The 23,011-nt window shown below is 62.3% G+C and carries 19 protein-coding genes; 9 read left to right on the top strand and 10 right to left on the bottom strand.

The genetic code is table 11. From position 1 onward, the window contains the following. Nucleotides 1-33: 33 nt before the first annotated feature. The 7 genes from ASD01_RS12430 to ASD01_RS12400 all read right to left on the bottom strand — a co-directional run bounded on the left by ASD01_RS12430 (nucleotide 34) and on the right by ASD01_RS12400 (nucleotide 8,553). Nucleotides 34-978 (bottom strand): amidohydrolase family protein, encoded by a 945-nt coding sequence (locus ASD01_RS12430; RefSeq protein WP_034791749.1) that lies wholly within the window; start codon nucleotides 976-978, stop codon nucleotides 34-36. An 18-nt stretch (nucleotides 979-996) separates the two neighbouring features. Next, nucleotides 997-1,920, bottom strand: coding sequence for an amidohydrolase family protein (locus ASD01_RS12425; RefSeq protein ID WP_034791747.1), 924 nt, complete (start codon nucleotides 1,918-1,920; stop codon nucleotides 997-999). A gap of 401 nt (nucleotides 1,921-2,321) precedes the next feature. Further along, entirely contained in the window at nucleotides 2,322-3,452 is a 1,131-nt protein-coding gene (locus ASD01_RS12420; protein ID WP_060604847.1) for a CobW family GTP-binding protein, read from the bottom strand. A 2-nt stretch (nucleotides 3,453-3,454) separates the two neighbouring features. Continuing rightward, the gene (locus ASD01_RS12415; RefSeq protein ID WP_060644061.1) at nucleotides 3,455-5,761 is read right to left on the bottom strand and encodes a xanthine dehydrogenase family protein molybdopterin-binding subunit; all 2,307 of its coding nucleotides are present in this window, start codon (nucleotides 5,759-5,761) and stop codon (nucleotides 3,455-3,457) included. Next, the gene (locus ASD01_RS12410; RefSeq protein ID WP_034791743.1) at nucleotides 5,758-6,240 is read right to left on the bottom strand and encodes a (2Fe-2S)-binding protein; all 483 of its coding nucleotides are present in this window, start codon (nucleotides 6,238-6,240) and stop codon (nucleotides 5,758-5,760) included. The genes ASD01_RS12415 and ASD01_RS12410 overlap by 4 nt, the downstream gene beginning before the upstream one ends. Continuing rightward, nucleotides 6,237-7,100, bottom strand: coding sequence for an FAD binding domain-containing protein (locus tag ASD01_RS12405; RefSeq protein ID WP_034791741.1), 864 nt, complete (start codon nucleotides 7,098-7,100; stop codon nucleotides 6,237-6,239). The genes ASD01_RS12410 and ASD01_RS12405 overlap by 4 nt, the downstream gene beginning before the upstream one ends. A gap of 61 nt (nucleotides 7,101-7,161) precedes the next feature. Then, on the bottom strand, nucleotides 7,162-8,553 hold the full coding sequence (locus tag ASD01_RS12400; protein ID WP_034791739.1) for a nucleobase:cation symporter-2 family protein: 1,392 nt from the start codon (nucleotides 8,551-8,553) through the stop codon (nucleotides 7,162-7,164). A 164-nt stretch (nucleotides 8,554-8,717) separates the two neighbouring features. Between ASD01_RS12400 and ASD01_RS12395 the strand changes: the two genes are divergently transcribed. The 9 genes from ASD01_RS12395 to ASD01_RS12355 all read left to right on the top strand — a co-directional run bounded on the left by ASD01_RS12395 (nucleotide 8,718) and on the right by ASD01_RS12355 (nucleotide 19,393). Further along, the gene (locus ASD01_RS12395; protein WP_034791737.1) at nucleotides 8,718-9,614 is read left to right on the top strand and encodes a LysR family transcriptional regulator; all 897 of its coding nucleotides are present in this window, start codon (nucleotides 8,718-8,720) and stop codon (nucleotides 9,612-9,614) included. 185 nt (nucleotides 9,615-9,799) lie between these two features. Beyond that, nucleotides 9,800-10,588, top strand: coding sequence for an aldolase (locus ASD01_RS12390; protein ID WP_034791888.1), 789 nt, complete (start codon nucleotides 9,800-9,802; stop codon nucleotides 10,586-10,588). Nucleotides 10,589-10,810: 222 nt separating this feature from the next. Beyond that, nucleotides 10,811-12,106, top strand: coding sequence for an amidohydrolase family protein (locus ASD01_RS12385; protein ID WP_034791735.1), 1,296 nt, complete (start codon nucleotides 10,811-10,813; stop codon nucleotides 12,104-12,106). Nucleotides 12,107-12,160: 54 nt separating this feature from the next. After that, nucleotides 12,161-13,150, top strand: a complete 990-nt coding sequence (locus tag ASD01_RS12380) for a BMP family protein (RefSeq protein ID WP_162250988.1) — start codon at nucleotides 12,161-12,163, stop codon at nucleotides 13,148-13,150. Nucleotides 13,151-13,217: 67 nt separating this feature from the next. Further along, nucleotides 13,218-14,312, top strand: a complete 1,095-nt coding sequence (locus tag ASD01_RS12375) for an ABC transporter permease (RefSeq protein WP_051659225.1) — start codon at nucleotides 13,218-13,220, stop codon at nucleotides 14,310-14,312. 79 nt (nucleotides 14,313-14,391) lie between these two features. After that, nucleotides 14,392-15,324, top strand: a complete 933-nt coding sequence (locus ASD01_RS12370) for an ABC transporter permease (protein ID WP_034791733.1) — start codon at nucleotides 14,392-14,394, stop codon at nucleotides 15,322-15,324. A 5-nt stretch (nucleotides 15,325-15,329) separates the two neighbouring features. Beyond that, complete coding sequence (locus tag ASD01_RS12365) at nucleotides 15,330-16,862, top strand: ABC transporter ATP-binding protein (RefSeq protein WP_034791879.1); 1,533 nt, start codon at nucleotides 15,330-15,332, stop codon at nucleotides 16,860-16,862. A gap of 57 nt (nucleotides 16,863-16,919) precedes the next feature. After that, nucleotides 16,920-17,816, top strand: a complete 897-nt coding sequence (locus tag ASD01_RS12360; protein WP_034791732.1) for a LysR family transcriptional regulator — start codon at nucleotides 16,920-16,922, stop codon at nucleotides 17,814-17,816. 278 nt (nucleotides 17,817-18,094) lie between these two features. Continuing rightward, complete coding sequence (locus tag ASD01_RS12355) at nucleotides 18,095-19,393, top strand: DUF2325 domain-containing protein (protein ID WP_082584623.1); 1,299 nt, start codon at nucleotides 18,095-18,097, stop codon at nucleotides 19,391-19,393. Between the two features lie 42 nt (nucleotides 19,394-19,435). On the opposite strand, the gene ASD01_RS12350 is transcribed toward ASD01_RS12355, so the two are convergent. Genes ASD01_RS12350 through ASD01_RS12340 form a run of 3 tightly spaced genes read right to left on the bottom strand, consistent with a single transcriptional unit; the run spans nucleotide 19,436 to nucleotide 22,904 of the window. Beyond that, nucleotides 19,436-20,143: a sulfite exporter TauE/SafE family protein gene (locus ASD01_RS12350; protein ID WP_034791730.1), complete on the bottom strand. Its 708-nt coding sequence runs from the start codon at nucleotides 20,141-20,143 to the stop codon at nucleotides 19,436-19,438. After that, complete coding sequence (locus ASD01_RS12345) at nucleotides 20,140-21,540, bottom strand: amidohydrolase (RefSeq protein ID WP_034791728.1); 1,401 nt, start codon at nucleotides 21,538-21,540, stop codon at nucleotides 20,140-20,142. Before ASD01_RS12345 ends, ASD01_RS12350 begins: the two co-directional genes overlap by 4 nt. Next, complete coding sequence (locus ASD01_RS12340) at nucleotides 21,537-22,904, bottom strand: uracil-xanthine permease family protein (RefSeq protein WP_034791726.1); 1,368 nt, start codon at nucleotides 22,902-22,904, stop codon at nucleotides 21,537-21,539. The genes ASD01_RS12345 and ASD01_RS12340 overlap by 4 nt, the downstream gene beginning before the upstream one ends. Nucleotides 22,905-23,011 lie beyond the last annotated feature (107 nt).

Below are 23,011 nucleotides of genomic sequence, written 5' to 3'. Positions count from 1 at the left end.
GACGGCGCCCGGAATGGGCGCCGTCGTCTTTACTCAGGCAAATTCCTTGTGCTTGCCCGTGGCCCGGTCGACACCGGCATAGCTATCCTTCAGACGCGCCTGAGCGTCCCTCAGGTCGCGCGGCGGCGGCGACGGATCGATGCCGACGAGCTTGGCGATGTTGTTGCCGAGATAGCCTTCGAGATCGTCCTCGGAGAGGTTGATGCCGTGCGGCGGATCCTTGCAGAGCACTTCCAGTTCGCGCAGCCACATGCCCGGATCGTTCGGCGGGCTGTCCGTGCCGAAGACGATCTTGTTCTTCGGCAACTGCTGGGCGAACTCCACGATGCGCGACTGGAAGCACCAGCCGGACTCGCAATAGACGTTCGGGGTATCCATCGCCATCCAGAAGGACTCGAACGAATAGTTGCCGCCGGTCTGGATGCCGAAGTGACCGATGATGAAGTTCACCATCGGGAACTCGCGAATGATCGGATAAAACATCGTCGGGATGGTGTACGGGCCGTCGCCCGTGTGGATGAGCACGACGACGCCGAGTTCGGCACACTTCTTCATCGCCGGGCGCAGCCAATCAAGCGCGCGGTCGGGGCGATAACCGTGCATGTTGGCGTGCAGCTTCAACATCTTGAAACCGTATTCCTTGACGTGGAATTCCAGCTCCGCAGCGCCGTTTTCAGGTCCCCAGCGCGGGTTGTAGTTGAAGTTGCCGATAAAGCGGTCCGGGTACTTCTGGCAAAGCTCGGCGCAATAGGCCATGTAGTCGCGAATGCCGTCGCGACCCTTGCGGTTGCCGTCGCGGTAGCCGGTGTTGCCCGGCGGCGGCTGGATGAAGCCCATGTCGATCCGGCGCGGCTTGCCGTTGATCATGTAGGGACCGTCCATCAGCTTGAGCATGCGCTCGCCGGTGAAGGGCTCGCCCGTGTGACGCCACGCCTCGTCGACGAGGTTGGTCGGGTGAAGATGGGTATCAATGATCATTGTTCACTCCGTTCAAATTTACGCGGCAAGGGCGACGCCGTGCTGGCGCAGATACGCCTCGGCTTCCTCGACGGTGGCCGGTGGCTTCGTCGCTTCCAGCCCGATCATCCGGGCGACGTTGTTGCCGAGGTAATCTTCGAGCGTATCCTCATCGAGGTTCAGGCCCTGCGGCGGCTCGTGGCAGAGAACCTCCAGGAGGTTGATCCACATGCCCGGTTCGTTCGGCGGCGTATCCGAGCCGAAGAGGATCTTGTGCTTGGGCAGAACCTTGGCGAATTCGACGATGCGCGACTGCAGGCACCAGCCGGATTCCACGTAGACACTCGGTGTGTCGAGTGCCATCTGCATCGGCTCAAACACGTAGACGCCGCCGGTCTGAACGCCGAAATGCGCCAGGATGAAGTTGACCTCCGGAAACTCGCGGATGATCGGATAGAACTCCGTCGGGATCGAGTACGGTCCGTCACCGGTATGCACCTTCACCATCAGGCCGAGATCCGCGCACTTCTTCAGTGCCGGTCGCAGCCAGTCGAGCGCGCGGTCCGGGCGGTAGGCGTGCATGTTCGCCTGCAGCTGCACCATCTTGAAATCGAACTCCTTGGCGTAGCGTTCGATCTCTTCGGCGCCGTTCTGGGTGCCGTAGCGCGGGTTGTAGACGAAGCAGCCGAGGAAGCGGTCGGGGTGCTCGGTCACCATCTTTTCCGTGTAGGCCATGTACTGGCGGATGGCGGCCTTGCCCTCGAGATCCATCACCTCGTGGGTGTAGATGGTGTTGCCTTGCGGCGGCTGAATGAAGGCCTTGTCGATCCGGCGCGGCTTGCCGTTCACATAGTAGGGGCCATCCATCATCTTCAGCAGCTTGTCGCCGGTGAACGGCGGTCCGTCGTGTCGCCAAGCCAGGTCCACCAGATCGGTGGGATAGCAGCTCAGGTCAATAATCATAGGTTTCTCCTGTCGTAGAGGGTCCGGTCGATGCGGGGCCGCGCGATGAACGCCATGCCGGCCAAAGCCAGGCCTGGATCCGCGATCTCAGGAAATGCCGAAGACGGAGGGAACAGGCCGGCGCATAAGCTCCCAGGGCGGGGCAACCGGGTGTTCCTTTGGTGATCAGCATCGACATCGCAGCCTCATCTTCCAACAGACGGTGAGCAATTGTCGGTGCTTCTACTCGCCTTCAAAGGAACCACTTCGCGCGATTCTTGTCAACTCAAAAAATGAGCTAAACAATTGTTTTTAAAACGATTTTTGTCAGTGAAAGCAGCAGCAACCGCCCGCGCTGGAGGGGCGCGGGCGGCTCAGACAGAAAGGCTTACGCAAGCGCCGTCCGGCGTGGAGATTCGCTGCTAAGGCACCAGGCATGCACGCAAGTTTCTGTCGATACTTTCGCGGTCGAGATTGCGGCCGATGAACACGAACTTCGACTTCCGTTTGTCTTCGCCCCAGGCGTGGTCCGGGCGGAAATCGACGAGCTTGTGCACGGCCTGAAGCACGAAGAAGCGGTCGTCTCCGGCAACGGAAACGATGCCCTTTGTGCGGAAAATGTCGTCGCCGTGCTCGCCGAGGTAGCCCTTGAGGAAACCTGCAAGCTTCTCGCCGTCGAAGGCTTCGGGATAGACGAAGGAGTGGGATTTCACCGTCGCGTCATGCTGGTGCGGCCGAAGGGGGGTCGCGTGCGCGCGTCCATGGTCATGATGATGGTGGTGCCCATGGTCGTGATGCGCATGGTCGCAACACGGCTCCTTGCAATCATGGTGATGATGGTGCTCGGCATCGCGATCGTCATCCATGTCGATGTCGAGAATTTCCGCCCGCTCTCGCACATAGGACGGCCGGAAGCCCTTGACACCGAGAATGTTGGAGAGATCCACCTTGCCGTAGCTGGACCTCAGGATGGGTGCTGTCTGGTTCAGCCTGCGCAGAGATGTTTCCAGCGAACCGAGGGCATCCTCCCCGGCAAGGTCTATCTTGTTGACGAGGATGCGGTCGGCCGCGACGATCTGGTTGACCGCCTGGTTGTCGCTGCCGTCGAGCACCGGATCGTAGAGATGCTGGTCGATGTGCATTGCGTCCACCAGCGTGACGACGGCGTCGAGCTCCACCTCGTCGGCCACGCTACGGTCGACGAAGAAGGCGGTGGCGACCGGCGTCGGGTCGGCAAGACCCGAGGTCTCGACGATGATGTGATCGAACTTGTCCTTGTGGCTCAGGAGCTTCTTCATCACGTCGATCAGGTCGTTGCGCACGTCGACGAAGCAGCAGATGCAGCCGTTCTGCATCTGGAAGATTTCCTCGTCTGAGGCGAGCACCAGGTCGCTGTCGACGTCCACTTCGCCGTATTCGTTCTCGATCACCGCGATACGGTGACCGTGACGCTCGGTGAGAATGTAGTTGAGCAGTGTCGTCTTTCCTGATCCGAGGAAACCGGTGAGGATCGTGATCGGGAGTTTCTGCTGGCTCGCAGGTTCGATATGCATGTTCATGCGCCCTTCTCCCTCAAGGCTTTCAGGATGTCTTCCGGTGTGATCGGATAGTGGTGGAAGCGAACGCCGATGGCGTCGTGGATGGCATTGGCGATGGAAGGGCCGATGGCGATGATGGGATCTTCGCCCACACCCTTGGCGCCCCAGGGACCACCCGGGTCGGGCGCTGACTCGAGGATGATCGTCTCGATGTCGGGCATGTCCATCGACAGCGGCATCTTGTAGTCGACCAGGCCCGCATTGAGTGAGCGCCCGGTCTTCTTGTCGATGACGTAGTCCTCGGTCAGCGTGTGGCCGATGCCCTGCTGGATGCCGCCCTCGATCTGGCCTTGCGCCGCGATCGGGTGGATGACGCGTCCAACGTCGTGCACAGGCACGACGCGCTTGACCTCGACGATGCCCGTTTCCGTGTCGACGTCCACCTCGGTGAAATGTGCGGCGAAGGAGTAGGATTTCGTCGGCTCGTAAGTGCCGTTGGCAACGATATTGGCGGCAGGAATGCCACGTGAGGGCCCCATGGCCTCCGACACCGTCATAGAGCGATCTGGCTCGGCAATGAGGAAGACCTTGCCTTCGGAAAGGTCGATCTCGTCGGGCGAGACCTGAAGTTTCATCGCTGCCCTGGCGAGCACGGCGGCGCGGACCTTTCCGGCCGCCATCTTGGCGGCCGTGCCGACCAGATAGGTCGTGTGGCTGGCAAAGGCCCCAATGTCCCATGGAACCACGTCCGTGTCGCCATGGATGACGCCGACGTCCTCGAAGCGGACCCCGAGCTCTTCGGCAACGATCTGCGCCAGCGCCGTATGGGCTCCGGTGCCAAGTCCGGCAGCGCCAGTCAGCAGCGTCACCGTGCCGTCCTCGTTGACCTTCACCGTGGCGTTGCCCTGTTCCTTGATGCCGGGATAGGCAGACGAGCCGTGCATCTCGCAGCCGATGCCCCACCCTTTGCGGATGTGCGGGCGCTTCGGATCTGGAGCCCGGTCGCGGTTCCAAAGCGCCTTCCAGTCGAGCACGTCGATGCCGTGCTTGAGGCAGATTTCAAGCCCGTGGCCGAGGATCGGATGGCCTGATGGCGCGATGTCGCCGGCGCGCACCACGTTCTTCAGCTTCAGTTCGGCCGGATCCATGCCGAGCCGTTCGGCCGCTTCGTCCATCTGGATGTCGAGCGCATAGTAGCTCTGCACCACGCCGTAGCCGCGGAAGGCGCCGTTGATCGGGGTGTTGGTGTAGACGCACCGCCCCTCCAGCCGCACGTTCTCGCAGCGATAGAGCGAGGTAGCGGCGGTGGTTCCAACGATGGTCACGCCCGGGCCATGGGACCCGTAGGCGCCGGAATCGTAGACCAGCTTCATGTCGCGGGCGACGAGCGTGCCGTCGTTCTTGAAGCCCTGCTTCAGCCAGATCCGGCAAGGGTGACGGGAACGACCGGCCACGAATGTCTCATGGCGGGTGAACTCCATCTTCACCGGCCGGCGGGTTTCCTTCGCCAAAAGCGCACAGAGAAACTCGTGCTGGAACAGGTCCTGCTTGGCCCCAAAGCCGCCGCCCATATGGTCGACGAGCACGCGCACCTTGGTGAGCGGCAGGCCGAGCACTTCTGCAAGGATGCCGCGCACCATGAAAGAGGTCTGGGTCGAGGTCCAGAAGGTCAGCTTGTTGGAACCGTCCCAGTCGGCGATGCAGACGTTCGGCTCCATGTAGGCCGGGTGCGGCCGCCCGCCGGCAAATGTGCCCTCGAGAACGAAGTCCGCCTCGGCAAAACCCTTATCGATGTCACCGCGGTTGACGCGCACCGGGTCGAGCACAAGATTGCCGCCCGGCCCAACGTCGTGGATCAGTGGTGCGCCTGGCTGCGCGGCGTCCTCCGGCTCGAAGACGGCCGGCAAAGGTTCGTATTCCACCTCGATCAGGTCGAGCGCCTCGTCGGCGATCTCTTCGCTGATGGCGGCGACGGCGGCTACGCCCTCGCCCCAGAACCGCACCTTGTCGTCGAGAATGTACTGGTCCTTGGTGCAGGAGGCCGAGCGTGGATGCGGCGACCCATAGTGCAGCACGCGTGGCACGGTCTCGTGGGTCAGCACAGCCTTGACGCCCGGATAGGCGAGCGCCTTGCTGACGTCGATCGACTTGATGCGCGCATGGGCGATCGCCGCGCGCTTGATCTTGCCGTGCAGCATTCCGGGCAGCTTGATATCGCCGGTATACTGCGCCTCGCCCGTGACCTTTTCGAGCACGTCGTCGCGCTTGACGCTCTTGCCGACGATCTTGAACTCGCGCTGTTCAATGGGGGTGGTCATGTTCATGGTCTTGCAGCCTCCATCTCGCGCGCGGCCGATTTGATCGCGTCGAATATCTTGGTGTATCCCGTGCAGCGGCAGATGTTGCCGGAGAGCCCGAAGCGGATGTCTTCGTCAGTCGGGTGCGGATTGTCGTCGATGAGCTTCTTCGCCATCATCAGGATGCCGGGCGTGCAGAAGCCGCATTGCGAGGCGCCGTGCCGCATGAAGGCATCCTGCAGCGGATGCAGTCGATCGACACCCGGCTGGAGCCCTTCGACCGTCTCGACCGCACGGCCTTCGGCTTCCACGGCAAGCATCAGGCAGGCGTTGACCGGCTCGCCATCGACGAGCACGGTGCAGGCGCCGCAGTCGCCGACATCGCAGCCCTTCTTGGTGCCAGTGAGGCCGACCTCGTCGCGCAGCGCATCGAGCAGGGAGCAGCAGCCATCGACGGCCATCTCGCGCGCCTCGCCATTCACGGTGAATTCGACCATCCGTTTCATGCGAAAGTCTCCAATGCCTGTTTGATGGCGCGACCGGTCAGGACGCCGACCATGTCGCGGCGGTAGTCTGCGCTGGCGCGCACGTTGCTGATCGGCGTGCATTCCTCCATCGCCCTGTCGGCAGCACTCCTGACCGTCTCAGCATCGAGCCTCGTGCCACGCAGCATGGCTTCGGCTTGCGGCGCGCGCAGCACAGTGGCGCCGACCGCACCGAGCGCGATGCGGATGTCGCTGCAGACGCCATCGTCCATCGCCAGGCTGACGGCGACGCCGACGGTGGACAGCTCCATCGCCTTTCGACGGCCGTGCTTGAGATAGGCCTTGCCGGTATTGTCACCCGCCGGCGGCACGGTGATGCCGGTAACGATTTCGCCCTTGGCGAGAACGGTCCTGCCGGGACCGGTGAAGAACTCGCAGATCGGCACCACACGCATGTTGGTGCGGCTGTAGATGTGCACGAAGGCGCCGTCCGCCACCAAGGGCGGAATGGTATCGGCCGACGGTGAGGCGCGACAGATATTGCCAACGACGGTCGCGCGGTTGCGCACCTGGATGGAGCCGAGCGAGGCGAGTGCTGAACGCAGGTTCGGATATCGCTGGCGCACCAGCGACAGGTTCTCCAGCCGTCCGACGGTCACCAGCGCACCGAAGGTCAGTCCGCGCGTCTCGTCATAGGTGATGTCGGACAAACCAGGGATCTGCTTGATGTCGACGACGTTGCGCACGCGGCGCAGCCGTTCGCGGATCTCGACCAAAAGGTCCGTGCCTCCGTTGAACAGGAATGTGTCGTCGCCGAGCTCGGTGAGAAGACGGGAGGCATGCTCCAGCGTTTCCGCCCGATGATAGTCGAAGCGTCTCATGGAATCCTCTTGGGGTTGGGGCTCCGGCGGCGCGCGGCCGCCGGACTAATGGTGTTGTTCTCTAGGCAGGGTCGGCAGCCGGCGCTCCGTCCACGAGTTCGGCCTCCTCCGGCTCTTTCGCCGGAACGCCGTTGAAGAGAATGTTGAGCAGTGCCGCCGCAAAGGTGCCGACGAGCACGCCGCTGTGCAGGAACTTCTCGATCGCCGCCGGCAGCTGATCGAAGATGTTTTCGGCAACGACCGGCACCATGGCGAGGCCGACGCTGACGGCGACGATGTAGAGATTGCGGCGATTGGCCACGAAATCCACCTTCGACAGGATCTTCACCCCCGTCGCCGACACCATGCCAAACATCACGATTGCCGCACCGCCGACGACATAGCTCGGGATCGATGCGCTGACGAAGGCAACCTTCGGCAGCGAGCCGAGCAGGATCAGGATGGCGCCGCCCGCTGCCACCACGAAGCGGCTGAGCACGCCGGTGATCTGCAGCAGTCCGACGTTCTGCGCATAGGTCGTATAGGTGAAGGTGTTGAGCAGGCCGCCGATAATGTTACCGACACCGTCGGTTCTCAAACCCCGGGTCAGTTCTGCCTCGGTGATCTTGCGTCCGGCCATGTCGCCGACAGCCAGGAACTGGCCGGTCGATTCGATCATCATGACGGTCATGACCGCACAGAGCGACAGGATCGACCAGAACTCGAAGATCGGCCATCCGAAGGCGAGCGGGTGAATGATGCGCACCCAGTCGGCCTCGGCAACGCCGTGGAAATCCACCTTGCCGGCAGCGATCGCGACCACGAAGCCGATCCCGATCCCGATCAGGACCGCAAGATTGGCCATGAAGCCCTTGAGAACGCGGGTGAGAAGCAGGATCGACATGAGCACGATGGCAGCCACGGCGAGCGCGAACGGCGCGCCGTAGGCCGGGTTCGGGATCATGCCGTCCGGACCCTTGATCATCGGCTGGCCGCCTGCCGCCCAGTTTACCCCGACGCGCATCAGCGAAAGGCCGATCACCAGCATCACCGTGCCGGTGACAACAGGCGGGAAGAACCGTACCCAGCGGCCGAAGAACGGCGCGACCAGGATCGTGAACACCCCGGAGCCGATGACCGCGCCGATGACGCCCGGCATGCCGAGATCGGGATTGGTGCCCGTCGCGATAATCGAGGGTACGGCGGTGAACGAAATCCCCATCATGATCGGCAGGCGAATGCCGATGTTCCAGATGCCGAGCGCCTGGATGAGGGTGACGATGCCACAACAGAAGAGATCCGCGCTGACGAGCATCGCAATCTGTTCCTTGGGCAATTGAAGTGCGCTGCCGACAATGAGCGGCACGGCGACCGCTCCGGCATACATGACGAGAACATGCTGTAGGCCAAGGGCCATCAAACTTGGGATCGGGTAGGTTTTTTCGACAGGATCAGTCGTATCGGATTTATGCATTCGCTTTCCTCCCAGCGAACAGCTTCCGGCGCGGTGGGAGGGCAACTTCGGCCTCATGATGTGGTCACCGCACGCCGTACAAAGCGGATCATGCGGCTGGCCAAATCAGCAAACAATCGGCACAATCATATTTATTCATATAGTAATTGAATGAATGGACCGGCATGGACATCACGCTGAAACAGCTTCGAGCCTTCGTCACCGTAGCCAATCTGGGGCAGTTCACCCTCGCCGCCGACAGGCTCGGCTCCTCGCAGTCGGCGGTGAGCACGCTGGTTCGGCAGCTGGAGCAGAATTTGAAGCTGCGTCTCTTCGACAGGCATACGCGTCTTCTACGGCTTACGCAGGCCGGCATGGACATCTTGCCGGTTGCCGCACGTGCCGTCGCCGACATCGATGGCATGGTGGAGAGCTCGCGCGAGTTGAATGCGCTGAGACGTGGCAAGGTCTCGATTGCAGCGGGCACCGTGCAGGCGGCTTTGATGCTGCCGCAGCTCGTCAACGCCTTCACCCGGCTCTACCCCGATATTACCGTCGCTCTCCATGACGTGGCGGAGATCGCCGTCCTGGAACAGGTGACCAACAGCTCGGTCGACCTCGGGATCGGAACCGTGCCGGAGGACGATACCGAATTGATGGGTACCCGGCTGACGACCGACGAATTCCTCATCGTCCTTCACCCGGACGACCCGCTGGTCAGGCTGCGTGAAATTCGTTGGACCGACCTGGTTGACCGCAAGCTGATCGGTCCGCACCGCGGCAATCCGATCAGGGACCGCCTCGAAAACGAGCTGGCACGCAACGGTATCGTGCTGCCCTTCGACAAGGCGATGCAGGAGGTGGCCTTGCCGCTGACGATTATCGGCATGGTCGAAGGCGGGCTCGGCGTCGCGATCATGACATCGGCGGTCACACGGCTTGCGACCTCCATGGGCCTCGTCGTGCGCACGCCGACCGAGCCGCACATCAAGCGCGAAGTCAGCCTGATCCAGAAACGCACGCGCTCCCTCTCTCCGGCCGCCCGGCGGTTTCGCGACTTCCTGCTGAAATCCGTGCACTGACGTTTCCATGGAAAGACGTCTTGTATTCAGACGCGACCTTGCGTTTGACCACGCGCATTTTCCGGCGTTATCTGGGCGCGCTGCTGGACCGCGGAACGGCGGGCAGGCAGGGCGCAGCCTTCGCTGCGCGCGGCGGGCTTTCGGCCGGCCGCCGCTCCCAGCTCAAGCCAAACCAGGAGCAACTCATGGCGCATTCCCTGAAAAGCAGCACCGAAGCGGCACGGTCGAACCGGCCCAACCTTTCCACAGATGCCATCCGCAGCACCAAGGAAGATCTGGCGGCCTGCTTCCGCATGGCGGCGCGCAACGGCTTCGAAGAGGGCATCTGCAACCATTTTTCGGCTGTCGTACCCGGCCATGACGATCTCTTCATCGTCAATCCCTACGGCTATGCCTTTCGCGAGCTGACGGCATCAAAGCTGCTGGTGTGCGATTTCAAGGGCACCGTCATCGACGGTGACGGTGAGCCGGAGGCAACCGCTTTTTACATCCATGCCGAAATCCACCGCCGGCTGCCGCGCGCAAAAGTCGCCTTCCACACGCACATGCCCTATGCGACCGCCTTATCCATGACCGAGGGCGCCCCCTTGATTTGGGCCGGCCAGACTGCGCTGAAATTCTACGGACGCACCGCTGTCGACGAAAACTACAACGGCCTTGCCCTCGACCATCGGGAAGGCGCTCGCATTGCTGCTGCAGCGGGCGACGCCGATATCGTCTTCCTGAAACACCACGGCGTGCTGGTCCTGGCGCCGACAATCGCCGATGCCTGGGACGATCTCTACTATCTGGAACGGGCGGCCGAAGTGCAGGTGCTTGCGATGTCCACCGGACGGGAAGTCCTGCCCGTCGCCCCACAGATCGCTGAGGCCGCTTACCGGCAGATGCGCGAGGGTGACCCGGAGTCGGCACGGGCCCATCTTGCCGCCATCCGCCGGCAACTCGACGCCGAGGAACCGCAATACAGGCACTGAATGCGAACCAGGGCCGATGCCAAAAGCGATCGCATCGGCCCGTTCCAGATTGCCGGTCAACCAGTTGATCAGGCGTCTCTTTCCATGACGTTGGCCATGCTCGAACGGTGCCTGGCGATCGGCAATTAATACGATCCATTTATCAAATAATTGAAATAATGAATTTGTTTGAATTAAAAGCGCGTGCTTAGTTTCCCGCCATAACAACAAGGTGGGGACGACATGGTACGTGAAAATCCAGCTGCGTTGCTCGCAAGACTGATCCCCGGTCAGTCCTTTGCCCTCACGGGCGGTACCGTCATAAACGATGACGGCTCGCAGTCGGCAAGTGACATTATCGTCGGCGCCGACGGGCGCATCACGGTCGTCGAGCCCTTTCTCGACACCGGTTCGTGCGGCGCCTGCATAGACATTTCCGGCATGCTCGTTTCGCCGGGCTTCGTCGACGCGCACCAGCATCTCGACAAGACGGGGGTGCTGCGGTTTACGCCAAATCCCTCCGGCACGCTCCAGGGCGCCCGCGAAGCCTTTGCGAAATACGCCCGCACCGCCGGCCCCGACGACATTCACAAGCGCGCGACGCGCACAATCGGGCGATGTCTTTCGCGCGGCACGACCGCGATCCGCAGCCACATCAACGTCGACAAGGATGCCGGTTTCCATGGCATCGAGACGCTGGCCGCCATTCGCGATGCCGAAAAGCACCGCATCACGCTTCAGCTCGTCGCCTTCATGACGCCGCATCCAGGCCAAGACTTCGAGTGGCTCGGCAACAACATCGACGGCGCCGTTGCGCTCGCCGATGCCGTCGGCGGAACGCCCGCCGTTTCCGAGGACCCGCCGCGCTACCTCGACATCCTGTTTTCGGCCGCTGTGAAATCCGGCAAGCCTATCGACCTGCACCTCGACGAACACCTCAATGCCGGCGTGCATCTCATCGACGCCGCACTCGAACGCGTCGAGCGCTTCGGCATGCAGGGGCGCACCGTCTTCAGCCACGTCTCGGTGTTGAGCGCCTTGCCGCGCCGGGAGTTCCAGCGGATAGCAGAGCGCCTGGACAAACTGAATGTCGGCGTGGTGACACTGCCGGCCGCAAATCTCTATCTACAGGGCCGCGATTACGAGATGCTGCCGCCGCGCGGGTTGACGCGTGTCGCCGAACTCCATCGCGCCGGCATCACCATCGCCACCGCCTCGGACAATATCCAGGATCCGTTCGTTCCGACCGGCTCGGGCGACATGCTGGAAATCGCCCGCTGGACACTGCTTGCAGGCCATCTGCGCGGGGACGAGCTCTCAGCCGCGCACAGCATGATCACGACGGCCCCTGCCCGACTGATGGGGCTTGGCAAGGACTACGGTTTCAGACCCGGCGCGCGCGCCGACTTCGTCATTACCGACTGCATCGATACCGACACGCTGATTGCCGGCGGGCCGGATCGGGCTTTCGTCTTTTCGAACGGGCGCCTGGTCTCGCAGAGCACTACTGAAAACATCCGCCTGAAGGAGAACGCATAAAAGGGAACGGCTGCTCCGGGGGGATTGGGACTGCAATCTAATGGGAGGAATGAAATGATAACTGAAATTTCACGTCGTTTGCTGCTTGCGTCCACTCTCGGAATGGCCCTGACCGGAATACTCTGGCAGGACCTCGCGCACGCCGAAGACTTCAAGATGGGCCTTCTCGTGCCCGGCAGTGTTTCCGAAGAAGGATGGAACCGGATCGGCTACAACGCGCTCAAGGGCGTTGAGCAACAGCTTGGCGCCAAGATCAGCTATGTCGAGCTGCAGCAGAACCCGGCCTCCTTCGAAAAGGCGTTTCGAGATTATGCGAGCCAGGGCTACAAGGTCATCCTTGGCCACGGTTTTGAGTTCCAGGACGCCGCGCGCGATGTCGCGCTCGATTATCCGGACACCTATTTCCTGATCTCGTCGAGCGCGATCCACGAAGGCAACGTTATCGGGCTCAATACCGATACCAGCCAGCCCTTTTACCTGATGGGTGTGATCGCTGCGAAAATGGGCGGTAAGGCCGGCCTTGTCGGCGGCATGGAAATCCCGCCGATCCAGCAGGCATTCGCCGGCTTCAAGAACGGCGCAAAAAGCATCAATCCGGACTTCCCGATCAGCGAAGCCTATATCGGCAACTTCACCGATACGACCGCCGCCAAGGAAGCGGCGCTCAGCATGATCTCGCAAGGCGCTGACTTCGTCGTACCGAACGCTTCCGGCGCCACCGTCGGCGGCTACCAGGCGATTGCCGAATCCGGCCCGGACGTGCGCTCCTTCTCGATCTTCAGCGACTTTACCGAGGTTGCGCCTAACAACATTCTCGGGCTCTACGTCGCCGACTATGCTCAAGGGGTGGTCGAAGTGGTTCGCGCGATCAAGGAAGGCCACCCGCCCACGGAGAACGTGGTTTTCGGCCTGAAGGACCCGAAGGTCATCTCGTTTACCTTCCGCGACGACGGCCCGGTCTCCGTGCCGGAGGATATCCGCGCCGAGGTCAAGGCAATCAGCGCCAAGATCGCCGCCGGCGAGATCAAGACCGGCGCAGAATAGCTGCCTCCATGCTGCGGCGGGATATCCAGCCGCAGCCACTTCCCGCATCACACCAATGGACACACCCATGGCTGAGATAAACCAGGGAGTGCGTGAGACCGTGAATTCTCAAGCAGCCCAAGCTTTCTACAGGACACTCTCGCAGGCTGCGATCAGCGCCCTGACACCCATCGCGGCAGTTCTCGTCGCACTCGCCTTCGGCGCCCTGCTGCTCTGGCTCAACGGCTTCAACGGCAGCGACGTCGTCACCGTCATGGTCTTCGGCTCGTTCCAGGACATACGCTCGGTCGGAGAAATTCTCCTGAAGGCGACGCCGCTGATCCTGATCGGTGCAGGGCTGTGCGTCGCGTTTCGCTGCTCGATCTGGAACATCGGCGCCGAAGGCCAGCTCTATGTCGGAGCGATCGCCGCAACCCTTGTCGGCACCAGCATCGACGGCCTATCCGTCTGGGTGCATGCGCCGCTTGTGATGTTGGCGGGGGCGCTTGCGGGCGCCGCCTGGGCTGGCATAGCCGGCTATCTGAAGGTGCGCTTTCAGGCAAGCGAGATCGTCACCACCATCATGCTCAACTACATCGCCCTCATCCTCACGAGCTATCTCGTCACCGGTCCGATGCGCGATGCGAGTGCCGCCTATCCGCAATCGGCAAGGCTGGTGCGCGAAGCCTGGACGCCACGCCTGGTAACCGACCTTAGGCTTCACATCGGCATCCTCGTTGCGGTGGTTCTGGCGGTTGCGCTGTACATCTTCCTGCGAAGAAGCAGCCGCGGCTTTGCGCTGCGCGTCGTCGGTCTCAACCCGCATGCCGCCCGCTATGCCGGCATGAACGTCGCCAGGAACGTCATGATCGCGATGTGCATCAGCGGCGCGATGGCAGGCCTTGCCGGCGCCTTCGAGGTGGCGGGCGTCACACGTCGGCTCTACCAGAACATTTCGCCGGGTTATGGTTTCGAGGGCATCGCGGTGGCGCTCTTGGCCGGCAACAATCCGTTGGCGGCAATCCTGTCGGGCGGGCTTTTTGCGACGCTTCGCTCCGGCTCGGAAGTCCTCCAGATCACCTCACAGGTCCCGCAGGTCCTGGTGTTGGTCATTCAGGGCATCGTCATCCTCTCGGTCGTCGCCTTCGCAAAGCTGCGCGACATCCTCAGGACTGTGGCTTGAAAGCATGGAAACTCCCGCGTCGCCGTAGACCGCCCGCGGGAAAACAAAACTTTGGCGATATTCCTGGAGGGTCGAACCCATGGACGACATGATTTCTCTCACCTTTCTCGCAGCGCTCGTCGGCGCCGCCTGGAGGCTTGCCACCCCCCTGATCTTCGCCTCGATCGGCGAGGTCTTTTCCGAGCGCGCAGGCGTGCTCAACATCGGGCTCGAAGGCACGATGCTCGTCGGCGCCTTCTGCGGCTTCGCTGCGGCCGCAGCCACCGGCAACATTCCGCTCGGGCTATTGGCCGGCGTTGCCGGCGGCATGCTGTTCGGGCTCGTCTTCGCCGTCTTCACGATCACCATCAAGGCGGACCAGATCGTGGTGGGGGCGGCCCTCAACCTGCTCGGCATGGGCCTGACGGCCTTCCTCTTTCGCACCTATTACGTTTCGACCGGCAAGGGCATCGAGATCGCCCAGCCGGTCCACATACCCTGGCTGAGCGATCTGCCCTTTCTCGGGGAGGCGTTCTTCCGTCAGAACCTGATCGTCTATTCGACCGTGCTGGTCGCCATACTCGCCACCCTGATGCTTTACCGCACCTCCTTCGGCCTGACGCTTCGCGCCGTCGGCGAGCACCCGAAGGCCGTCGACGTCGCCGGTCGCAGTGTCGTCGGCTACCGCTATGCCGCCGTTCTCGTCGGTACAGGGCTTGCAGGGCTCGGTGGCGCGTTCCTCACGCTTGGCCATTCCAACCAGTTCGTCGAAGGCATCACCTCCGGCCGCGGCTTCATCGCCCTTGCCGTCGTGGTCTTTGCCCGCTGGTCGCCGATCGGCGCCTTCTTCGTCTCGCTGCTCTTCGGCCTCTTTTACGCCCTGCAGCTCATGCTCCAGGCGCAGGCATCGATCGTCGTGCCCTACCAAGTGCTGCAGGCGCTTCCCTACATCATGACGATCGTCACGCTCGTCGCCTTCCGCGGCAAGGGTGCCGCACCCAGCAAGCTTGGCCAGCCCTACGAGATGAGGTGATCGACATGTCGGCAAAACCGTTCCTGCGCATCGACAATATCCGCAAACGTTTCGGCCCTATCATCGCCAGCGACGGCGTTTCGCTCGAAATCGAGGAAGGCGAGATCCATTCGCTGCTCGGCGAAAACGGCGCCGGCAAGAGCGTGCTGATGAGCATGATCTGTGGCATGGTACGGCCGGATGAAGGCGAGATCGTCTACAAGGGACAATCGGTGCGCTTTGCAAGCCCACGCGACGCGATCCGCCAGCGGATCGGCATGGTGCACCAGCACTTCATGCTGGTACCGAACCTGACCGTGGCAGAAAACTACATCCTCGGCCAGGGTTCGGCGCTCAGCGTCATATCCGATATCGACAAGGTCCACCGAAAGATCCGCGCGCTTTCCGAGCGCTACGCCCTCGACGTGCGTCCCGACGCAATCGTCGAAGACCTCTCGGTCGGCGAGCAGCAGCGGGTGGAAATCCTGAAGGTGCTATTCCACGGTATCGACCTGCTCATCCTTGACGAACCGACCGCCGTTCTCACCCCGCAAGAGACCGACCGCCTCCTTTCGCTGATGGGTGATCTGGTGAAGGATGGGAAGACCGTCGTCTTCATTTCGCACAAGCTGGACGAGGTGATGCGGGTCAGCAATCGCATCAGCGTCATGCGTGACGGCCGCGTCGTCAATACGGTCAGGGTCGGGGAGACAAATGCGCGTGAGCTCGCGCGCATGATGGTCGGTCGGGAGGTGCGCATGGAGCTCCCGCGTAGCCCCAAACCGCCAGGTCGTATCGTGCTTTCGGTGGAAAACCTCACCTGCCGCGCCGAGACCGGCCTTCCGGCCGTGCGCGGCGTGAGCCTCGATGTACGCGCCGGCGAAATCGTCGGCATAGCAGGCGTTTCCGGCAACGGCCAGACGGAACTATCGCTCGCGCTCTCCGGCCTGCTGCCGGTCGATTCCGGGCGCGTCGTTCTCAACGGAAACGATATAACCGGGCTCGACCCGGCAGAAATCAATGCCAGGCGTTTTTCCCACATTCCGGAAGACCGCCACAAGCACGGCATCGTCTTGCCGCTGTCGCTCAGCGAAAACACCATTCTGCAGCGTTACGACCAAAAACCGTTCGCGACGGGGGGCATGCTCAACCGCAAGGTCATCGGCGAGCACACCCGCGACCTGATCAAGCGGTTTCGCGTGAAGAGCCGGGACGAGAACCAGCCGATCGCAGCACTTTCAGGCGGCAACCAGCAAAAGCTCGTCGTCGCGCGGGAGCTGGCGCGCGATCCCGATTTCATCCTCGTCAATCAGCTCGCGCGCGGCATCGATATCGGCGCGATGGAGTTCGTGATGGAGGAGATGCTGCGCCAGCGCGACAGCGGCCGCGCCATTCTGCTGATCTCCACGGAACTCGAGGAGCTGTTTGCAATCTGCGACCGCATCGTCGTCATGTTCCACGGCGAAATCCTTGGCGAACTGCCGCCCGACCGCGCCCGTCTCGACGAACTCGGCCTGCTCATGGCCGGCAACAAAGAGCAAGCCGCACTTGCGGGGTAGACAAGCCGAGGTCTGGCAGGCTTTGATGGGAGCGATGTAACGGGAGGCCGCGCGTATATGAACATAACCCTGCGGCAACTCAGGGCCTTCATTGCTGTGGCCGAGCTCGGCCAGTTCAACATCGCCGCACGCAACCTCCATCTCACCCAGTCCGCGGTCAGCATCCTCATCCGGGATCTGGAACGGGAGATCGGCGTGCGCCTGTTCGACCGGCACACGCGCATGGTCTCCCTCACCCTGGTCGGCCAGGAATTCCTGCCCCAGGCGCGCAAGATCATGAAGGACCTCGAGCTTGCCGTTGGCGACGTGCGCGACAACGCTTCGCTGAAGCGTGGGCAAGTGACGATCGCCGCGGCGATCGTGCTTGCCGCAACGGTCGTACCGCCGATCATCGCCAGATTCCTGAACAAGTATCCGGAGATCTCCGTCAACATTCGCGACATGCCGGAAGAGCAGATAACCCCGGCGCTCAAGCGCCACGAGGTCGATATCGCCGTCGGGACCCTTTCGGAGGAAGACCCCGAAATCGCCGCCACCCCGCTGCTGCGCGACAAACTGATGCTCGTCTGCCGCGAGGATCACCGGTTTGCCAAGCGCAAATCCGTGCGCTGGGCCGAGCTCAAGGACGAAACGCTAATCACGCTTGCCGCCTCCAACCCTTTGCGCAACATCGTCGAGCACAACCTCATTCGCGTCGTGCCGAACTACCGGCCAAAGTACGAGGTACGCTTTTCGACAACGGCGATCAGCATGATTGCCGCCGGAATGGGCGTTTCGGTGCTACCGGAAAACTCCGGACAGCTCGCCTCGGCCGTCGGTGTAACGACAGTCGATCTCATTGACCCCATCGTCATGCGTGACGTCTCTTTGCTTCAACGGCGCCACCACAGCCTCTCGCCCGCCGCCGAGCATCTGAAAGCGGCCTTCATCGCCAGCGTTGCGAAACAGGTCTGAGGCCTGGGAAACGGCCGGTCGTCTCGCTGCCCAGCGCCGTCCGGGCACTTTTCTCCTACGCGCAAAGGCTTGAACTCACACCAATTGCTGTGCGGGAAACCCCTAGGCAGCGCTCCGTTTCAGACATGCACGTTTGTTCGCTGAACGACGCAATGACGAAAACTGCGCGGGAATTCTGTGGTTCCCGTTCGGGCGCGCGTTTTCCTCAGCGTTATATTTCTTGAAACATAACGCTAATTGGGTTTACCTGTGATGAAAGGCCCGTTCGCGGATGTGCAATGCGGACGGCCGCGTCGCGAAGTGCCAGCAACTGCCCTAGCTCCGGAACGCCCATGCCCACGTTGCCCCGTCTCAAATCCCACGGTGTCCCCCTGCCTGCCGCAGCCTTGTCCTTCGCTGCATCCCCGGATGGCCACACACCCAAGATCAGTGCCCATCGCTTGCGGACCTGGGACATTGCCTCGACATTTCATTGCTCGATCATCGGCACCTGCCTGACGGCGGGAGAATTGCGCCAGGTCCTGATCAGGACCGGACAAGACGATGTGCGCACTGCGACGGACCATACCCTGCACGGTCGAGGCGTGTGGCTTGCTGGTCAACGGGATCAGGCGGCAAAGTTGCTCAACAAGGCGCTCGACAAGCGCCACGAGAGCAACATCAAGCGCATTCCCCGGCAGGCCGATCAAGACGAACTCCGAAACATCTGGCGCAATTCCTTCGAGCGCGGCGACATCGCCGGTCCGTATTGGGCACTGATGAGCCATCCGGGAACATCGCCAGCACTAATGCGCGAGATCTTCGGAGAAGTGCATATGCTGTCGCACCTTGTCGGCAGCGCAAGTCGGCTCGACATCGCACGACTGACAGAGCTGGAAAGGGAACTCGAACAGGAACGCGAACGAACCGCCCGGCAGGAGACGCGTCTGAAGGCGGCCGCCGATGAGCGGATCGCCCTGCAACAGCGCCTCCGGCGATTGGAGGAGCGAGCGATCCACGCCGAAGCAATCGCCGCGTCGGTCGCACCCTTGGCGCGCATTGCAAAAAGCACGAGGGGTCTATCCGCAAGCAACGAAGCGGACGTGACGCGCAACGAGGCCTTCGCCCAGCGCCTTGCCGCGTCTGAGGAGAAATCCGATGCTCTTCAGCGGGAACTGGAGCAGATGCAGGATCTGCGTTATGCGGTCCTACGCGAAAACGAAGCCCTCGAGACGGCAATCACAGCTCAGCTCAGAGACGACGGCAGCGCGCCGCCCGCACAGCTCAGCGGCCCCGTGCTCTATGTCGGCGGCCGACGCAATCTGTTTGATCATCTTCGAGCCTACGCAAGAGTGCGCAACATCGACCTCCTCCTCCACGACGGAGGCATGGAAGACAGCACGACGCTCTTGCCCGCCCTCGTCGGGCAGGCAGCGACGATCCTCTTTCCGGTCGATCACATCAGTCACTCGGCGGTGGGCCTGGTCAAACGCCTTTGCCGCGAGCAGCAAAAACAATACCTGCCGCTTCGCTCTGCCGGACTTGCCAGTTTCCTCACGGCCATCAGCGGCGCCGGCGGCGCCTATGGACGTTTCTAGCTCCGGTGGTCTGCCGACGGCCGGTTAACGAGAGAGCCTCGTTTACCGGACGATAAGGAACAATCCGCTGACGATGGCAAAGCCCAGAACGGCGATCCGAAGACCGCGGCCGCCGATGCGGCCATGCACGTGCTTTGAGACCGCGCTTCCGAGCAGAACCGCCGGCGTCAGGTAGAGGGCGACGAGCAGTTGCTCTGACCCAACGCGCCCGGATATGGCCAGCACGACGAGGGACATGACCTCGCCGACGAAGAAGCAAAGGGCCACCGTTGCCCTTAGCACCGGCGCCTTGGCATGCTGGTAGAGCAGCGCAAGCGGCGGGCCGCCGATACCCGTGGCAGTTTCGGTGACGCCCGTAAACAATCCGACCCCGAGCGCACTCGGCCTGTTCGGCGTGAACGGCGGGGCTATGAGCGCGGTGACGGCTGCGACCACCGTGAACACACCGACGGCAAGATCCAGTTGTTCGATGGAAAGCGCTGCCAGCAGCCAAAGGCCAGCAAACGTTCCCGCGAAGCGTCCGATCGTGATCCAGGTCGCGCCTGACCAGTCGACATGGGCACGCTCTCGCGCCGCCACATGCAGATTGAGCGGCAGCATCAGCAAAAGCAGGGTCACCGGCAGAAGATCGGGCTTCAGCATACCGACGATCGGCGCGACGATCAGGGCGAAGCCAATGCCGAGCGCCCCTTGAATGAAGGCCGAAACTAATGTCACGGCAGCCAGAACGGCAAGAAGACCAAGACTCATCGGTATTGTCCAAGGCGGCGATGTGCTTCGGAGAGCGGATGAATGCGCTGGATCGGCGCTTCGGCAATGGCGGTCGCCGTTTCGCCTCTCACCTCTTCGAGCAGTGCCCGGGCGTCCCAATCAATCGGCCAGCCTTGCCAAAGCCGAAGCTGGCCGCTGGTAAAGACCGCGTCGATCTGATCGCGATTGCCGTAGCGGACAAGCTCCCACGTCAGATCGTGCGAGGGCGTGAACTCGGGTCGATCGAGGTCGACGAGCAGGAAATCGGCGGCAAGACCTTCGGTGATCGAGCCGGTCACATGAGACAGGCCTGCAGCGTCTGCGGCGCCGGATGTTGCCCGGTCGAGCCACAGCCAGCCGCCGCCGCAGGAAGAATCCCCCGTTGCAAGACCAAACCCCGCGCGCTGGAGGCCCTCGGCTGCGTCCATCAGACGGAACGCGTCGGCGCGGGTTCCGTCCGTTCCGAGCCCGAACCGCATGCCGAGCGCTGCCATTTGCAGGGCTGGTGCGACGGCATTCCCCTTCCACAGGGTGGCGACGGGATTGTAAGCGACAGCCGTGCCTGTCTCGCGCAAAAGATTGAGTTCATGCGGCGTGACGAGCGTCGAGTGCGCGAGGAGGACCTGAGGCCCAAGAACGCCCAGATGCGCCAGGTGCTCGATCGGTCGCAATCCTTTCGCTGCCAACGAGCGTTCGACGGCAACAAGGTGTTCGTTGACATGGGTCTGGAACACCACCCCGGACGCGGCTGCCAATTCGGAAACCGCTTTGAGCATTCCGTCAGTTGCGGCCTCCGGGATCGAAATAGCCAGCGAGGGATGGATCAGCGGGTCCTGCCTGTAGGTGGAGACGTGCTCTTCCGCCTGGCGCAGGATGACGCCGGGTTCGGCGATCTGCGCACTTCCCGAAAGATCGTTGCAGATAAAGCCGACGACGCTGCGAAGCCCCACCTCCCCTGCAGCCCGCACCAGAGCGCCGACATGACCCTTTGAGCGGGTGCCGGCATCGACGGCGGTCGTGAACCCCCCACGCAGCGCTTCCAATGCGGCAAGCTTTGCCGAGAGATAGACCATGCGCTCGTTGAGACTGCCTTCCAGCGGCACCCAGATCCGCCGGAAGATTTCCGACGGTTCTCCAAAGACGAGGGCCTTGCCAAGCGACTGGGTCAGGTGCGTATGGGTATCGACGAAACCGGGCATCAGGAGATGGTTGGGCAGGTCGATCGGAACAATCTCGGGGAAGTCCCGGGCGATCGCTTCCACGGTATCGATCCGCTGAAAGACGCCATCGCGCACGACGATGGCTTTTCCGGTGCGCGGGCCATCCGGCAGAAGAACTTGTCCTGGGCGCAGCATGAGGTCGCCGGCGGTCGATAGTTGTTGGCGGATTGCGCTCACTCGCTTGCTCCTTGAGTGGTGGATTGCAGGGGCGCCGCCGCAATTTCGGATCGTCCGGCTTGGCCCCAATGTGAAAAGATGGCGTTGACGACGACGGCGGTGATCGTGCCTGCGGCAAGTCCGTTGCCGAGGATCATCTGCGTCCATTGCGGAAACTGGCTGTAGACACCGGGCACCAGGATCGGCAGCAGACCCATCGAGAGGGCGGCCGCGAGGGTGAACATGGGGCCATGTTCGCGCAGATCGACGCGACGCAGGAGGTCGATCCCGATGACGCCAATAATCGAAAAGACGATGACTGCCGTGCCGCCGACGACGGCCTCAGGCAAAGCCGTGGCCATCCGGCCAATCGGGGCGAAGAGCGCGATGAGAACGAGGATGGCGCCCGCCATCGCGGTCACATAGCGAGACTTGACGCCGGTCGCGCGCACGATACCGACGTTCTCGCCGCTGGTGATGATCAGCGATGTGCCGAACAGGCCACCGACGAGCGACATCAGTGCATCGCCGCGGATGGTCGAAGGCACGATCGCATGGGCATCTCCCCGGCGGCCGACGATTTCAGCCGTCGCGATCGTCTGACCGGTCGCCTCCGCCATGGAAATGATCGAGAACACGATCAGCGGGATGGCTGCGACGAGGTCGAACTTCGGCATGCCGAAGGGAAATAATTGCGGAACGGCGATGACCGGCCCGGTGAACACACCCGACAGATCCATGTGGCCGATGGCGAGCGCGACGAGCGCACCACCGACCAGTCCGAGCATGACGGCGAGCCGCTGGAGCGTTCCAGAAAAGACCCGCGCGGCAGCGACTGTAAGGATCATGGTGATCAGTGCCAGTCCGACCTCGACGGGCGCTGCGAAGCCCTCGCTGCCAGGCTTTCCGGTGATGGTCACGCCATAGATGCGCACAAGATTGACGGAGACCAGCAACAGCATCGTTCCAACGACGATCGGCGGAAAGTAACGCAGCAGCCTGCGGAAGACCGGCAGCGCCAGAAAGTAAAAGAGAGCCGTTACGATGACGGCACCGACGGCTGTCTGGATGTCCGTCTGCTGGGCGATCGCCAGAAAGATGGCAATTGGCGCGCCTCCCGGCACCATCACGAAGGGCAGGCGTGCACCAAACCCCTTTGGCCCGAAACTCTGGAGCATCGAGCCAAGGCCACAGACGAAAAAGGTTGCGCTGATGAGCGAGACTGTCACCGCGTCCGAAAACCCAAGGGCCTTGCTGACAAGAAAGACGGCGGTGATGGGAGACGCGGCCATCACCAGCACGTGTTGAAGGCCAAACAGGAACAGGCTGCGAAGCGGCTGCCCCTCATCGACCGGCTCGACCACTCCATTCAATTCACTCTGCATGTTTTCCTCCTCCCGGCCTCCTCAAGCCGTTATGCAAATCGTTTTGCATGCGCATCCACTAACACACAATCGCGCCTTTGCAAATCGTTTTGCTTCGGTGCGATCGG

This window comes from Ensifer sp. Root423 (assembly GCF_001426275.1).
Classification (GTDB): Bacteria; Pseudomonadota; Alphaproteobacteria; order Rhizobiales; family Rhizobiaceae; genus Ensifer; species Ensifer adhaerens.
This window is presented reverse-complemented; position numbering and strand designations above follow the sequence as displayed.